Here is a 2,374-nt window from a genome sequence, read left to right on the forward strand (position 1 = left end):
ATTACAACTACTGGTGGACTTATGAAAGTTTATCCAGGTCCTGCAGTGATAGCAGATAAAAGTAATGCTGATATTTTGCCTATATGTATAGAGGGGATACAATATTCAGATTTTTCATATTTTGGGGCAAAAACAAAAAGTAAAAGGCAAAGAAATATTAAACTCACAGTATTACATCCAAGAAAATTAGATGTAAATAAATCTTTATCAGATACTAGAAGAAGAAATATTGCTGTTACAAAACTTTATGATATTATGTGTGAAATGAAATTTGTTAGCAACTTTTCCAATAAGACTTTGTTTGAATCTTTAATAAATAATTTATCTTTTGTAGGTAGAAGTAAAAGAATTTTAGAAGATATAAATAGAACTTCTATCACACTGGGAAGATTTATTTATAAAGTGTTTACTTTTACTAGTAAGATAATTAAACAAACAGAAGATAAAGAATTTGTAGGTATAATTGCAACAAATTCTAAATCCACAATGGAAATATTTTTTGCATTATCGGCACTTAATAGAATTCCTGCAATGATAAATTATACAGATACAATAGAGAATATACTTTTTAATATAAAAAATGTTGGAATTAAAACAGTATATACAGCTACATTTTTTATAAAAGTTTTGAAATTAGAAAATTTAATAATCGCTTTAAAAAATAATAATATAAATATTATTTATATAGAAGATATAGAGGATAATTGTACAATATTTAACAAGATGTCGGCATTTGTAAAATCTTTTTTCCCAAGAACATGTTATAAAAATATTTGTTCAAATTTTGATGTAAACTCTCCAGCTGTTATTTTATTTACTTCTGCATTAAAAGGAAAAAGTAAATCCGTAATTTTAACACATAGGAATATTCAAGCTCAAATGGCACAAATTTCAAGTGTTATGGATTTTGGTATTTTAGATAGTTTTTTTAATGCTATGCCAATATTTTCATCTTTAGGGCTTGTAGCAGGAACATTTTTGCCATTGATTAGAGGAATAAAAGTATTTTTGTATCATTTGCCATTGCAATATAAAATGATTTCAGAATTAGTTTATGATACAAACTCAACTGTTCTTTTAGGAACAGACACTTTCTTAAATGGGTATGCAAAAAATGCACATCCTTACAATTTTTATGCTATTAGGTATGTGATAGCTGGTATAGAAAAACTTAAAGAAGAAACTATAAAAATTTGGGAAGATAATTTTGGAAAACGAATTTTTGAAGCTTATGGAACTACAGACACAGCATCAACAAGATCAATAAATACACCAATGTATTTTAAACAATACAGTGTTGGCCGATTTTTGCCATCTATAGAATGCAAATTGGAATCTACAACTGCTTTTGTGGGATATAGCCATTTATTAGTAAAAGGTCCTAATATAGCAAAGTGGTATATAGAAAAAAAACAACTAGTTTCTACAAAAGTTGATGACCTGTGGTTTGATACTGGCGATATTGTAGAAATTGATAACGATAAATTTATATTTATAAAAGGAAAATCTCAAAGATTTACAAAAGTTGATGGGGAAAGTGTTTCGTTAACAGAATTAGAATTTAACATATCAAATATATGGAAACATTCTAAGCATGCATTGCTTTCAATGTTGGTTAACGGTAAAAAAGAAATAGTATTGTTTACTACAAATCAATCTGCAACTTTACAACAGTTAGAAAATAAAGTTCAAAAACAAAAAATTGAAAACTTTATATTGCCTAATAGGATAATAATTGTTGACAGAATTCCTATAATAGGAACTGGTGCTACAGATTATGCTAAGTTATATGAAATGTTTAAGGAACTTAAATGATTAATGCAATAATAAAAGTTTTACTTAATAAAAAGTTGATAGTTGCTTTATCTAAACTTTTTTTAAGAGTTCAAGTAAAAGGGTTAGATGAAATAAAAAATTTGCAAGGTAAAGTTTTGTTTATTGCAAATCATAATTCTTTTATAGATACTTTTTTGTTGTGGGCATTTATTCCTGAAAATTTATGTTTTACGATAAATCCTATAATTGCAAAAAAGTGGTATATAAAACCATTATTAAACATTACTAAATTTTTTAAAATAGAACCGAACAAACCTATGGCAGTAAAATCTATTATAAAAGAAATAAATAGCGGGCAAAAACTTGTTATTTATCCAGAAGGTAGAGTTACTTCTACAGGTAATATGATGAAAATTTATCCTGGTCCTGCAGTGATAGCAGATAAAACAGATGCTTACATAGTTCCTATACACATAGATGGAACACAATATACAACTTTTTCTTATTACGGAAATAAAGTTAAAATAAAACCAAAAATAAAAGTTGTAGTAAACATTTTTAAACCTACAAAATTAAATGTAGATGAAAATTTAAAAGG

General features: G+C 26.2%; 2 protein-coding genes. Both read left to right on the top strand.

Annotated elements, in window-relative coordinates:
- The coding region (locus ACMUOV_RS07400; RefSeq protein ID WP_413854487.1) for an AMP-binding protein at positions 1-1,815 on the top strand (1,815 nt) is incomplete at its 5' end.
- Positions 1,812-2,374 (top strand): 1-acyl-sn-glycerol-3-phosphate acyltransferase (locus ACMUOV_RS07405; protein WP_413854488.1); only part of this gene is annotated, 563 nt, incomplete at its 3' end. The genes ACMUOV_RS07400 and ACMUOV_RS07405, both read left to right, overlap by 4 nt.

Origin of the sequence: Candidatus Ruminimicrobium bovinum, from assembly GCF_902760015.1 — a bacterium.
In the GTDB taxonomy this organism is placed as follows: Bacteria; Elusimicrobiota; Endomicrobiia; order Endomicrobiales; family Endomicrobiaceae; genus Ruminimicrobium; species Ruminimicrobium bovinum.